The 13410-nt window shown below is 41.6% G+C and carries 14 protein-coding genes; 11 read left to right on the top strand and 3 right to left on the bottom strand.

Going from position 1 to position 13410, the window contains the following annotated elements:
- Positions 1-54: 54 nt before the first annotated feature.
- A complete protein-coding gene (locus RHO15_07200; GenBank protein WVD63264.1) occupies positions 55-693 on the bottom strand; it encodes a LexA family transcriptional regulator in 639 nt (212 codons plus the stop codon).
- A gap of 109 nt (positions 694-802) precedes the next feature.
- On the opposite strand from RHO15_07200, the gene RHO15_07195 reads away from it, so the two are divergent.
- The 8 genes from RHO15_07195 (at position 803) to RHO15_07160 (ending at position 6794) form a co-directional block, all read left to right on the top strand.
- Positions 803-997 carry a helix-turn-helix transcriptional regulator gene (locus RHO15_07195; protein ID WVD63263.1) on the top strand — a complete coding sequence of 65 codons (195 nt, stop codon included), beginning with the start codon at positions 803-805 and terminating at the stop codon, positions 995-997.
- 150 nt (positions 998-1147) lie between these two features.
- Entirely contained in the window at positions 1148-1642 is a 495-nt protein-coding gene (locus tag RHO15_07190) for an antiterminator Q family protein (protein ID WVD63262.1), read from the top strand.
- A 273-nt stretch (positions 1643-1915) separates the two neighbouring features.
- Positions 1916-2257, top strand: coding sequence for a M15 family metallopeptidase (locus RHO15_07185; GenBank protein WVD63261.1), 342 nt, complete (start codon positions 1916-1918; stop codon positions 2255-2257).
- Between the two features lie 1761 nt (positions 2258-4018).
- Complete coding sequence (locus RHO15_07180) at positions 4019-4639, top strand: CDP-alcohol phosphatidyltransferase family protein (GenBank protein ID WVD63260.1); 621 nt, start codon at positions 4019-4021, stop codon at positions 4637-4639.
- Between the two features lie 215 nt (positions 4640-4854).
- Complete coding sequence (locus RHO15_07175) at positions 4855-5019, top strand: hypothetical protein (protein WVD63259.1); 165 nt, start codon at positions 4855-4857, stop codon at positions 5017-5019.
- A gap of 21 nt (positions 5020-5040) precedes the next feature.
- Positions 5041-5421, top strand: a complete 381-nt coding sequence (locus RHO15_07170) for a hypothetical protein (protein ID WVD63258.1) — start codon at positions 5041-5043, stop codon at positions 5419-5421.
- 147 nt (positions 5422-5568) lie between these two features.
- A complete protein-coding gene (locus tag RHO15_07165; GenBank protein ID WVD63257.1) occupies positions 5569-5853 on the top strand; it encodes a hypothetical protein in 285 nt (94 codons plus the stop codon).
- Positions 5854-5855: 2 nt separating this feature from the next.
- The gene (locus tag RHO15_07160; GenBank protein WVD63256.1) at positions 5856-6794 is read left to right on the top strand and encodes a phosphatidate cytidylyltransferase; all 939 of its coding nucleotides are present in this window, start codon (positions 5856-5858) and stop codon (positions 6792-6794) included.
- A 110-nt stretch (positions 6795-6904) separates the two neighbouring features.
- Here RHO15_07160 and RHO15_07155 read toward each other — a convergent pair whose 3' ends face one another.
- Both RHO15_07155 and RHO15_07150 read right to left on the bottom strand, forming a co-directional pair.
- Complete coding sequence (locus RHO15_07155; GenBank protein ID WVD63255.1) at positions 6905-7660, bottom strand: helix-turn-helix transcriptional regulator; 756 nt, start codon at positions 7658-7660, stop codon at positions 6905-6907.
- 768 nt (positions 7661-8428) lie between these two features.
- Positions 8429-9238 (bottom strand): pyruvate, water dikinase regulatory protein, encoded by an 810-nt coding sequence (locus RHO15_07150; GenBank protein ID WVD63254.1) that lies wholly within the window; start codon positions 9236-9238, stop codon positions 8429-8431.
- Positions 9239-9423: 185 nt separating this feature from the next.
- Between RHO15_07150 and ppsA the strand changes: the two genes are divergently transcribed.
- The 3 genes from ppsA (at position 9424) to RHO15_07135 (ending at position 13334) form a co-directional block, all read left to right on the top strand.
- Complete coding sequence (ppsA, locus tag RHO15_07145; protein WVD63253.1) at positions 9424-11799, top strand: phosphoenolpyruvate synthase; 2376 nt, start codon at positions 9424-9426, stop codon at positions 11797-11799.
- 373 nt (positions 11800-12172) lie between these two features.
- Positions 12173-12766 (top strand): hypothetical protein, encoded by a 594-nt coding sequence (locus RHO15_07140; GenBank protein WVD63252.1) that lies wholly within the window; start codon positions 12173-12175, stop codon positions 12764-12766.
- Positions 12729-13334 carry a hypothetical protein gene (locus tag RHO15_07135; GenBank protein ID WVD63251.1) on the top strand — a complete coding sequence of 202 codons (606 nt, stop codon included), beginning with the start codon at positions 12729-12731 and terminating at the stop codon, positions 13332-13334. The genes RHO15_07140 and RHO15_07135 overlap by 38 nt, the downstream gene beginning before the upstream one ends.
- Positions 13335-13410 lie beyond the last annotated feature (76 nt).

Raw genomic sequence — 13410 nt, 5'->3', positions numbered from 1 at the left:
ACTGCGTCTCCTTCATTAAGCGATTTTTATCAGTAAAAGGACAGAGATAAGGGATTATCTTTTTCGCCTGAAAATGCGTTGTTCAACTAGTGTACCGATAATGCGGATGGACTGGTTTAAGCTACTCATGATTAAATAATCATTATTGAGCGGAATTAATTCAAATTGTATTTCGTTCTGCACATCAAATTCAAGTTCACGGTACTTTTTAAAGGTTGCTTCTCGCTCTCCGCTAACGGCTACAACGAATTCCCCCGGTTTGGGTGTGATCGCCGGTTCAATGATAATCAGATCACCTTCTCTAAATTCTGGCGCCATGGAGTCACCGTTTATCTCCAGCGCAAAAGCACGATCTGATAATTCGAGTGAGGCTAGGATATAGTCATATTTGATTGATTCTTTTTGTATGTGATAGTCGGCCCATTGCAGGACTTGAGCATAATTAATTAATGGGATTTGGCAAGCTTTCAATGTAGCTGGTGTTAAATGCGGGAGTGTTTTACCGCTTAACAGCCAACTCATATCACATTTTAAAGCCAGTGATATTTCATATAAAAAACGGGGCTTTTTGGTTGCACCGGTTTCAATTGCTTGATATGACTGTTGTTTGATACCTACTTGTTTAGCGACTTCCTCTTGGGTTAACCCTAACTCTTCTCTTCTTGCTTTTATTCTATGGGCTAATTGACTCATACTGCACGACTCCTTTTTTCACGCGTTTATAATACAGGAAAACCTGTAGTTGACAAACAGTTAAAGCTGTTATCAAATACAGTTTTAACTGTATGGAAGTGGGCGGGATATGTTACTAGGAGATAGAATAAAACAAAAAAGATTAGCGCTTAATCTTAGTCAAGAAACATTAGCTAAGGCTACCGGTATGACTCAGCAGTCTATTTGTGATATTGAATCAGGTAGAATTCAAAAACCAAGAAGTTTGGTTGAACTCGCCAGAGCTTTAGATTGTTCCGCAGAGTGGCTATATGATGGTAAATAATAGGATACGGAGGATCTGGGTGTCTAATCATCAGCTCCTTTTAGGTTTATCCGGTATAGTGATTAATTAATATAAAAATAGCGTGATTAGCCAGATCGAGATAATGATATATCCTGGTGATTCAACGTATTTAAATTTAGGGGGATGCACATGGATGCGCACAATCAGAAAAAAATTGAATTTGATATTGGCAGAGACCGATTAACCACTCAAGAGATTAATCATTTTATCGCTCATCGTAATATTAATTATATCTTAGAGCGCTGGGGAGCTTACCACCGTGCTGGCTTAGATCATTTAGGTTATGCCTGTATTACCTTGCAATATCAAAAATTACAACAGCATAATAACTCTGTCAAACAGTGCAGTGAAGATGATGCTATCCTATTAGAGGCAATTTTGTTGAGACTAGAAAGAAGCCAGGATCCAGAAAAAAAAGCTATGAGCCAGATCATTAAAGATTATTATATTGGCATTGAAAATCGAGAGGTTGCCAATCCGGTACCATTAAAAAATATCAAGATGATAGGAAAACGAATTGGCTACGGAGCGACTAAAACGGCTAAATTAAAAGATGCGGCAGAGAACTACGTTTGTGGTTATCTTGATGCGATGGATAAAGTTTTAGACTGTGAACGATGGTGAAAATAAATGTTTGAAATTAATATTGACGGCACGCGCTCTAAATGTTAGTGTGAATATATAGCTACTAAAAGTATAAAAAAAGCCACGCTTCCAAAGCGTGGCTTTTTTTATACTCATTAAATAGATCAATTATCTTGATAATCGATCGTTATTCGATACCAAATTTCATATTCTCATCTTTTTGCTTTACATGATGACTCTAACCAGCAACGCTATGCTGGCTGATGTAATATTACTTGAATAATTGGATTGCTAATCGATACTGGAGGAAAAATGACACTAACTCAAAAACAGGCGACCTTTACCGTGATGATAGCCAAACTGATTCTTTGGGCTGATGGGCAAGGTTTACAACTCACCTTTGGTCAAGCTTACCAGACGCCGGCTCAAGTAGAAAACGATATGCAAGCAGGTAAAGGTATACGTAATCGTTTATATTCACTCCGTTTAGCGATTGATTTGAATTTATTTATTGACGGCGTCTATCAAACGGCAACCACGGCTTATAAACCGCTAGGCCAATATTGGCAGGCGATGGGTGGTGCTTGGGGGGGGGATTTTAAAGCGTGTCCTGATGGTAACCATTTTAGTTTATTATATTCAGGAATAAAATAATCTGCTGTCCTGATCACTGTGTTAAACTGTCAATTAACTGACATATATTAACTTAATAAGGCTGCTTCCCGCTTAGGAGCTATTTTTAAAACTTATCTGTATGATTGTCATTGATTAGAAAAGATAATCAAGACCGAACTTAATCGTTATACTCCTTGATTTTATAATGGTTAGGTTAAAGGTAAGTAAAAAAGTATATAATTTTCAACATTGATTGATCGAAAAAAAACGATCAATTGGTCGTGTATTGAGCTATATAAACGATTTTTAAAGCGTTGATAATTTTGCTATAAATAGTCAGGTGAACGCAGCACATTCCTTGTTAGCCCATTAACTTCTCATACATGGGCTTTTTTTTGATTAAATTTGATTTAGTTTCTCTTTTTAATAAACTCATAGATATCTTACCGAATACATCTACCTATCCGTTTTTTCACGCCACGCTCTTCATCTTTCATTATGCACTCTGCTAGCTATTTTACTTTTATATCCGGACTCAGGCCTTAATGACGGCGACATATTTTAAGCCATTGTTATAGTGCTTTAATGAGTGCAAAGCATCTGGAATATCCTAGAAGTTAACGGTCTTAATCGTCGGTAGTATGAGCGAGCTTGCTGCTACTTGGTAGAGTAACTGTTGTCCGTCACGGGTTAATTGAGCCCACTGTTGGTTGGTGCCAAATAGGTGGGTTGAGGCGAGCGCAATTTCATACAGCGAAATACTGGTGGTAAAGGGCGGCAGTGGTGCTTGTTCGAGGCGATCTTGGATAGATATCAGATAGCCATAAAAACCTAACAGACTCGCTAATTGAGCGGCACTATGCCCATTTACCGTATCAAAAATAGCCGATAACGACTGACTTCCTAAACGTTGTTTCAGCGCAGTTTACCAATCTGTTTGATGGTAATCAAAAGCTGCCACTACGCCTTGATTCAGGAGTTGTGGGTGGCGATGTTGGCTGGCTGTCACATAAACATTTGTACCCGCAGCAATTAACAGTTGGGTGATCATGCTGCCAATCGCACCGCCGGCTGCACGATTACTAAGCCCATCAGGTACGGCGATTAATGCTCGGCCATCAACCAGAGTGTGATAACTAAAGCTGCCGTTATAACGCAGGTCTGTGTGGTAGGCATAGCGTGCACCGAGAACGAAGATGCTGCATATTTTTACCGACCGCTACCAAGATGCACATACCATCCATCCCGGAAATTTGGCCTTTTTGTAACAGATTACCGAACCCATCAATCAATTTCCAGTTAACTGGATTAATGCCAATAGCATGGTTTTCAATCAGTACTTGATCGTCACCAACGGACGTTATGCGATGATTTTTTAAGTATAGATTATTTGCTGGTGTTGCTGCTTGCCAGTGCCATGCGGTGGTTTCTAATTGTATTTTATGATTGCCTTATGATGACTTGATGTGCAGGTGTTTATTATAAATGAGAATAACTAAGACTGACATAGCTTGATTATCTTTAGCGATAGCGAATAAAAGTACCATCAAAAAATTTGCGCTCATTGAAATCGCCATTTTTTAGTGGACAATTAATTGAAGGTTGCCACCCGTTCAGCCTGTTACGTCTTAAGTTTTTTATATATCATAGTGATTCACACATGATAAAACAGTCTTATCTCGATTAATCTAGTATCGAAATTCAATAAACAAGAGGGATTAGTCTTAGAGATAAAAAATATTGGTAAATTGCTGGTGAAAATAGTATATTTAAGTCCAAGTTATTTGATAAGGAAACATGATGGTCTCTGTTTATCAATTGAAAACGAAATTTCAGGCATTATTACGCCCGTTAGTGCAAAAAATATTCAATGCCGGTTTTACTGCCAATCAAGTCACAATCGCGACGTGTGTCGGTTCGTTTATCGTCGCATTGATCATTGTGCTTGGCGTCAATCACCACTGGATTTTTGCATTACTGCCGGTTTGGATGTTTATTCGTATGGCCCTTAATGCTGTTGATGGGATGCTGGCCCGTGAGTTTAATCAACAGTCAGTCCTTGGCGCTTATTTAAATGAGCTTTGTGATGTGATTGCTGATAGTGCACTCTTGTTAGTGTTTGCTTTTGTCTCAACCGTTAATCCTTTACTGCTCACCGTCGTCATTATTCTCTCTTTATTAACCGAATATGCGGGTGTCATGGGGCCGCTTGTTGGGGCATCACGCCGATATGATGGTCCGATGGGAAAAAGTGATCGCGCTTTAGTCATCGGCATCATGGCCGCGGCGATTGCAATCGATTTATTACCCGTTACCTGGATTAATACGTTACTTTGGATCATGGCGACTTTATTGGTTTACACCTTAATTAATCGCATCGTGCAGGGGTTAAAAGAGCTTTCACATCAACAAAAGGGTTGATAGTTTATACGACAAGAATAACAAAAAATATTTATCAGTCATGATGTTATTGCGCTATTTTATCGCCATGGGTCTGCCATCATCGAAAAACAGCCCGGGCAGGCGCCGGCAATTATCCTTTTTCATCGCGGTCATGAACATTCCGGTCGGATAGCGTATCTTGTTGAGGAATTAAATTTACTTGAGTATCAGTTTTTGCCGGAATGACAGAGGCAATGGATTATCGTCTGATGAAAGAGGTGATGTCGCCAATTTTGTCTGGCTGGTCAGAGATGCAGAGTATTTCGTTCAACATATTAAAACAACTTATCAGTCAGTCAGGATATCGCGGTTATTGGACACAGTGTTGGTGTGGTGATTGCCGCAACAGCAGCATTTAGCACAATGGTGGGAGAGATATCGTGCAGCAGAATATAAAACTGATGGATTTAAATGTTGAAATTAGTTTGTTAAAGCAATCGGCTAGAATAGATCGTTTCTCATTGGCAATGACAATGCTGTCTTTACTGTTATTGATGTTGCAATCTCTGTTTGCTGACAGTATTCCCGTTGCTATAGGCAGCCTGATCGTATTTGTGTTAGGTGTTGTGCAGTTCTATTTTGTGATACGCGTCGATTTCGATCGGCGCTTGTTTAAGTCTTTACAATCGGGTTCTGATAGCGAGATGTCAACTGCGTTAAAAGCGCTGGATCAATCTCACTTTGTCGCCTTGGTTTACTCAAGAAAGCAGATAATCCTTTGCGCAGTTTGGATAATCGAATGCAAGATGCGCTTTATTTAATGAGAAAACAGCTGTGTTGTTGTTGTGCGCTACAAATGCTGGTGTTCGTTTGTATTATGGTAATTGATCTTAATTTTGAGCATTTAGACGATAGTCAAATCAATGGAAAATGGAATTCAATCAGTCTTTTTTAAGGAGAACGCTGTTATGCTGGCAAAGATGGGTGCAGTCTTATTCATTGGGTTTACAAAGATCTTAACCGGAGCCCGCTTAGTCTGGCGAGGTTATCAGGTCGAGTCAAAACAACGCCTATTTGTACCTGTTTGGTTAGATAATTTAAAACGTACCATGCCAAAAGGGCATATGATTCGATTGCCGTTACTTTGCACCTTGGCGATCGGTAAACTTTTACCCGTAAATCAACAGCAAACCTGTCAGCGATTTGTGGAAAAAACGTGTCAGACTTTTATTGCGTTAGCAAAAGGAAAATAGATATGACCAGCAATGCTCAAGATATGTTTTATCTATTTTTAGGAATTGGTGTCACGCTTCTGGTCGCCTCGATAATTGGATTTATTCTGGAAAAAGTAAAAGGCAATAATGCGGTGATCAGTAACTTAAATGCCCGAATTAATGCTTGGTGGGTTATGGTTATCATCATTGGTGTGGCTTTCTGGTTAGGTAACGTTGCCGTCATTTTGTTATTCTTTTTGATCTCGGCTTGTGCATTACGTGAGTTTATGACAATGCTGCCAACAACCACTGATGACGATTATCCTTTAGTTTTTTCATTCTACATTGTGTTGCCGATTCAATATATACTGATTAGCTTAAATTGGTTTGAGATGTTTACTTTTTTTATTCCGATTTATGTCTTTTTATTGTTACCTATACTGATATCTTTAACCGGATCCACCAAGGATTTTTTGGCTCGCACCGCCAAACTACAGTGGGGCGTGATGATTTGCGTTTATTGTATTTCTTGTGTGCCGGCATTACTCAATTTAAATATCAAAGATGACGATCAGGATGGTCATTTTCTGTTGATTGTTTTTTTACTGCTCGTTGTACAAATATCAGATGTTTTTCAGTATGTGGTGGGTAAATTATTTGGTCGACATAAAATAGCGCCTATGTTGTCACCCTCTAAAACGATAGAAGGATTTTTAGGGGGCATTCTGTTTGCCAGTTTATTGGGGACGTGTTTGTATTGGATAACGCCATTTTCTTTGCTGCAAGCTGGATTGATTGCGCTTATCCTGACCTTATCCGGATTTATGGGGGGGTTAGTGATGTCGGCGATTAAACGTGATCGTGGCATTAAAGACTGGGGAAATATCATAAAAGGGCATGGCGGCATGTTGGATAGATTTGATTCAGTCTGTTTTGCGGCGCCTATATTCTTTTACATTGTACGTTATTGGTGGGGGTAAGTTATTTTGTATCATCAGCACCTTAATCATCCTATTTTGCAAATATCATTATGGTTGCAAATAAGTGACACGATTTATTTGCACAATGCTATCTAAGACTTAAACGTGTATTATAATTCGGTCTCAAAATACCGCTTTGGTGAGATGCCCATAATGGCTTTAAATGAAGCAATGTAAGCACTGGCATCACTGAAACCAACGGCATAGGCAATCTCATTAATAGATAGGTTTTGTGATAATTTTTCTAGTGATAGCATAATTCTGGCTAACTGTTTCCAGTCAGTAAAGGTCATACCGGTTTCTGCCATAAAATGACGACTTAAGCTACGCACACTGATGCCCACCCAACTTGCCCACTCCACTTGAGATAGTTTATTAGTCGGATCGGTTAAGATAGCCTGTGTGATCTTGATTAAACATAGATCGGTTGGAAGAGGTAACAGGAGTGAGGTGATTGGCTTACTCTGGCTTATTTCATCAATAAAAACACTGAATAATCGACTTTGTGCATCGGTTAAGGTATTGGTCTCTACAAAGCTGATAATGCGAGTCAGCAATGCAGAAATCAGCGGATTATTTTGCAATAAGCGGGCCTGGGTTGGTAATAGTCGATCGCATGACGCGGGTAAATTGACACGCCAGCCTGCTATTTTTCCCCAGCAAGTGGTTCTGTGCTGAGTCTGAGCCGGTATCCAACCAATACAATTGGGCGTGATGGTCCAGTACTTATCTTTTGCCTGACAACTAATCATACCCGATTCGAGGAAGAACAGTTGTCCCTGATGATGGCTATCGGCATCGGTTTGATGCAGTTTATCATGAGATAGATAATCAACCGAAAAATCGATGATCGCTTTATTTTTCATGTCTGGCCAGTCAGCAATATATGTTGTCCATTTTGATATATTACGTCAATTCATTCAGAAGTAAACTGATCAATAAGCAGATTGATTTAAATTTTAGGCACAAAGGTTGTCTGATAATGAATAATCGATTATTGGTTGAAACCGCTTTACAGGCAGGGATAGTGCTCTCTGCGGGGGAGCATAATAGACCAGATTATCCGCTATTTTAGTCCGGATTATCGCCAGACCGTGAATGGTCAAGTCTTGTTATAGGCGGATTTCGTCAAACATATTAGTCTACTGCATTAGCTATTACTGTCGATCATGGTATCGATCATCGCAATCGCTCAAGCTGGTGAGATTGTCTTTACTCATTATCAGGTGCATGCCTCCAATATGATGATAGCAGGTTACAAACGCAGGTGATCGCGCAATTTACTGTTCGAGAGAATAAAATCTTCTGTGTGATGAACTGACTTATCTTATTGCTAGCAGCGAGGAAGATCACCATTTAGGCTCGCGCCAAGTGTAACTCAATCTGAGAAAAGAGCAGTTGTCAGTCATCGCCGCTTTTCTCTAAAAAGATTAACTGATATGAACCAGACTATCTTTAAATCGCCATGATTGGGCGGAGATAACTGAATTATCATCGTTTCAAAATCATCGCCATCAGATAGGTTGGTGTGCCTACGCGTACATAAACTATGCTTCAGCTGGTTAAGGATTGAATCTAGTGAGCTTAATCCCTATTTCTGCTGACGTATGATGCGTCAAGTTGTGATATTAATCCTAAAAACGACGCTGAATATTTTGTGTTGCCATGATTTTAGCCGCGATCTCCTCGACTGACTGGCGCGTTGAATTGACAAACGGAATATGTTCGCGTTGAAACAGGGCTTCAGTCTCTTTGATTTCGAACTGGCACTGCGCGTAACTGGCGTAACGACTATTGGCCCGTCGCTCATTACGAATTTCCACTAAGCGATCAACATCGATGGTCAGACCAAACAGTTTGTTTTTGTAGTCTTTCAGTGGTGCCGGTAACTTCGTATACTCTAAGTCTTCCTCGGTAATCGGATAATTTGCCGCACGAATACCATATTGCATGGCCATATATAGGCTACTGGGGGTTTTACCACTGCGTGAGACGCCGACTAAAATAATATCGGCATGATCATAAAACTGGGTTCTGGCGCCATCATCATTATCTAAGGCAAAGTTGACCGCTTCGATACGGTCAACATAGTTATTTGAAATAGCATGACTTTTTCCTACATGTCCGGTTGCTTTTACCTTCAGTTCTGTCTCCAGCGCACCTAAAAAGGTCGAAAAGACATTCAGGAAAAAACCTTGACTCATTTTCAACGTTTGACTGACTGCGTGATCAACGATAGTTTCAAATATCAGCGGGGGAAGACCATCTTTTTCAGCAGCCTGATCGATTTGTAAAACGACCGCTTGCGCATGTGCAATCGAGTTGATATAAGGCCGGGTAATCATCTCTATTTCAATACCATCGAATTGAGACAACAGACTGTGTCCTATGGCTTCCGCGGTGATACCGGTCCCATCTGAGATAAAAAAAACCGTTCTTTTCATATCAACCTACCTAAAATTTGAACAATAATGATTTTAAGTCTGATATAGTAATATGGATCTTTTTGATAGGTAAGTTTTTATACAATCGTTTCATAAAAAATATAAATATTTGCATTTTTGTTGTTGAGATGATGAAGAAGTTTGTTCTCCACGTTTTTTCAAAAAAGCAAAATGGGGGTAGTACCTTGGCCATAAATACAAACTATGTCGTATCGTTAGCAACCGTTGGTGTTAATGATGTGGAAAAAGTCGGTGGTAAAAATGCCTCTCTTGGGGAGATGATCAGTCATTTAGCCGGCGCGGGAGTTTCTGTTCCTGGTGGCTTTGCCACCACGGCGGAGGCTTATTGGGCGTTTTTAGCGCAGAGCGGACTCAATGAGCGTATTCATCACATTCTGGATACGCTTAATGTTGATGATGTGAATGCGCTAGCAAAGGCAGGTAGTCAAATTCGTCAATGGATTATGGAGGCCGATTTCCCCGCACAATTAGATCAGGATATTCGCCACGCTTTTGCGCAATTAGCCAACGGACATGATATCGCGGTTGCTGTGCGCTCTTCTGCGACAGCCGAAGATCTGCCGGATGCTTCGTTTGCCGGTCAGCAAGAGACTTTTTTAAATATTAAAGGGGTAGATAACGTCATTTACGCGGCCAAAGAGGTGTTTGCTTCGCTGTTTAATGATCGTGCGATTGCGTATCGTGTTCATCAAGGTTTCGATCATAAATTGGTCGCTTTATCAGCTGGTGTGCAGCGGATGGTGCGTTCGGAAACCGCCTCTTCGGGAGTGATGTTCACACTTGATACTGAGTCTGGTTTTAGAGATGTGGTGTTTATTACCTCGGCCTATGGATTGGGTGAAACAGTGGTGCAGGGCGCGGTAAACCCAGATGAATTTTATGTTTACAAACCGACATTACTTGAAAACCGACCGGCTATTTTACGCCGTAATTTAGGCAGTAAAGCTATTAAAATGGTGTATGGTGATCAGTCTAAAGTGGGAGCTTCGGTGAAAACCGTCGAGGTGAGCCAAGCTGAGCGTCAGCGATTCTCGATTACTGATGCTGAGATCAATAATCTGGCTAAACAGGCCATGATTATTGAAAAACATTATGGCCGTCCGATGGATATCGAGTGGGCCAAAGATGGCGATGATGGCCAGCTGTATATTGTGCAATCACGTCCGGAAACCGTTAAAAGTCGTACCAATACGAGCATGATCGAGCGTTATCTGATGAAACAAAAAAGTCCGGTGCTAGTTGAGGGACGGGCAATTGGTCAGCGGATTGGTTCTGGCGTGGTCAGGATTGTCGCCAATGCTGCCGAAATGGATAAAGTCCAACCGGGTGACGTGCTGGTTTCTGATATCACCGATCCAGACTGGGAACCGGTGATGAAGCGGGCCAGTGCGATTGTCACTAATCGCGGCGGACGTACCTGCCATGCCGCGATTATTGCCCGAGAACTGGGTATTCCCGCGGTGGTTGGCTGCGCAAACGCAACCGAAAAACTGCAAGATGGTCAAAAAGTGACAGTGTCATGTGCTGAAGGCGATACCGGATTTATCTATGCGGGCAATTTGCAGTTTGATATTCGCAAAACCGCTGTTAATGAGATGCCGGCGCTCGATTTTAAGGTGATGATGAATGTCGGTAATCCCGATCGCGCTTTCGATTTTGCTATGATTCCTAATCAAGGTGTGGGACTGGCCCGCTTAGAATTTATTATTAACCGTATGATCGGTGTCCATCCTAAGGCGCTGCTTGATTTTGATGGTCTGCCGCTTGATATTAAAGCGGTTGTTGAAAAACGCATTGCCGGTTATCAAAGCCCGGTAGATTATTATATTGATCGGCTGGTTGAAGGGGTCAGTACCATTGCCGCGGCTTTTTATCCGAAGAAGGTGATTGTTCGGCTGTCTGATTTTAAATCCAATGAGTATGCGAATTTGATCGGTGGTCAGTTATACGAACCGGATGAAGAAAACCCGATGATCGGTTTTAGAGGTGCCTCACGCTACATCAGTGAGGCATTCCGTGATTGCTTTGAGCTGGAGTGCCGTGCGATGAAACGGGTGCGTGATGAAATGGGTTTTAGCAATGTTGAACTCATGATTCCGTTTGTCCGTACCGTCGATGAAGCTCGTCAGGTCATTGATCTGTTAGCGCAAAACGGCTTAAAACGGGGAGAGAATGCTTTACGTATTATTATGATGTGTGAATTGCCATCGAATGCACTATTGGCGCAAGAATTTCTGACCTATTTTGATGGTTTCTCTATTGGCTCTAATGATATGACGCAACTCTCGCTGGGTTTAGATAGAGACTCGGGGATTATTGCCCATCTATTCGATGAGCGTAATCCGGCGGTGAAAAAGCTATTTACGATGGCGATTGAAGCGTGTCGTGATGCCAATAAATATATCGGCATTTGTGGACAGGGTCCATCGGATCATCCGGATCTGGCACAGTGGTTGATGGAACAAGGGATTACCAGTGTTTCATTAAATCCAGACACCATGCTCGATACCTGGTTATTTTTAGCCGATAATCAATCATAGACTGATGCCCTTAGGATAAACTAAGGGTATTGATTGGGTGAGTGGATATCGATAGCTTATGATATGTATTAACCCAATCATTGTTCTTGAACGTTTCCATGCTGTTCATCGCATAAACACGGTCCATTTACGCCTGTAAATACGCTTGATCAAACTTCATCGCTTATATGAGACCAAGAGCGGATCATTTGATTTTATCTCTAAAGCGAAAATAGCCATCACAACAGATAGAATAGCGTAAATCCTGCCATTAAAATCAGCAGGTTGCTATTTTGTCATCATTTGGCTCGCATCGGTTTAAATTTTTATATTATCGTATAGCAGAAAAAATTATACTTGCGCCTCTCATCATCATTCAGGTTATAACAAGAAAGTGAATCAACTCAAACATGCTGAAACAGCTAATAAATCTATCAAAATAGTGTCAATTCTGGGGATTTTATTCATTGCCGCCAATTTGCGGGCGCCTTTTACTGCCTTACCGCCACTGCTCGAACCTATCATGGACGCTTTTTGGCTTAACTCGATTGAAACGGGTGCATTAACTACACTCCCTTTGTTGGCCTTTGCGATAATATCGCCATTGAGTGCACCTTTTTCAAGACGCTTCAGTTTTGAGAAAACGCTGTTTTTCGCTTTAATCACGATTGCGCTCGGTATTTTATGGCGCTCGCTGGGCGATATGTTTGGACTCTATGCCGGCACTTGTTTGATTGGGGTCGGGATTGCTTTTGGCAATGTGTTACTACCGAGCTTAATTAAGCGTGATTTTCCCCAGCATGTTACCTCATTGACCGGCGCTTATGCACTGATGATGGGCGCGGCGGCGGCGCTGGGGTCTGCGGTGGTGGTGCCTTTCACTACTCACCTTGATTATATTACCGTTTATTGCGCTGATAATATGGAGTATCCAACTCAAATCGGCCAAGATGTCTGTCATTACCGCGCCACTCCATCATCCCAATAGTCGGGTGTGGCGCTCTGCGCTGGCCTGGCAAATTACCCTGTATCTTGGCTTGAACTCGACCATTTATTATGTGATCATTGGCTGGTTACCGGCTATTTTAATGGATGCAGGTATCTCAGCAACTCAATCGGGCTCCCTGCACGGTATCATGCAGCTGGCAACCGGGATTCCGGGTTTAGTACTCGGTTTTATCTTACGTTGTTTACCCGATCAACGTATGCTGGCGGTGACAGTTTGTCTGTTTTCCATTGTTGGTCTGCTTGGCTTGTTGCTCGCACCACAGCTGGCGTTGATCTGGATGCTGCTATTTGGACTGGGCACCGGTGCGGGTATTATTATTGGTTTATCGATGGTTGGACTGCGGACTCATCATCCTCATCAGACCGCCATTTTATCCGGCATGTCACAATCGTTCGGCTATTTGCTAGCCGCTGTTGGGCCGATCGCGATGGGGGCACTCAATGGCTTATTTCATAGCTGGTCTCTAGTACTCTGGCTATGTGTGTTATTAGCCGCAGTCGGGGCTTCAATGGGGTTTTTAGCCGGTAGAAACCGCTATATTAGTTAATCTCGCTTCACCTAATTTGATTCAGGTATAAAAAAGCCCAGCAATCCGCCAGAACTGGGTTTTAATATGTTACCTG

Source organism: Orbaceae bacterium lpD01 (assembly GCA_036251705.1).
GTDB lineage: Bacteria > Pseudomonadota > Gammaproteobacteria > Enterobacterales > Orbaceae > Utexia > Utexia brackfieldae.
Note: the sequence above shows the minus strand (reverse complement) of the source record. Positions and strands in the feature narration are given on the sequence as shown.